Raw genomic sequence first — 242 nt, forward strand, 5'->3', positions numbered from 1 at the left:
CTTTCGAAAAGCCTGGTTATCCAGCAGATTGGCCTTTAAATCACGCAGCAGGTTGCGCATGGAAAGCATGGCTTTCAGCTGGGGTATTTGTCTGGAAACCTGTTCCGGTGAGAAATCTTTCATGTTCTGAATGTCAGACTGATGGTGTCCTCACTGCCGTCATCAGCAAGCGTATTTTTAACAGTGAGGTCGACTCTGGGGGAATAATCAGAAAGAACAGCATCGAAATTGTTTTTAGTTAT

The 242-nt window shown here is 44.6% G+C and carries 1 pseudogene; it reads right to left on the reverse strand.

Annotated elements, in window-relative coordinates:
• Positions 1 to 242: pseudogene (locus tag NNO02_RS23700) on the reverse strand (type VI secretion system contractile sheath small subunit); the annotation flags it as partial.

The organism is Citrobacter sp. Awk 2 (genome assembly GCF_028069815.1).
Lineage (GTDB): Bacteria > Pseudomonadota > Gammaproteobacteria > Enterobacterales > Enterobacteriaceae > Citrobacter.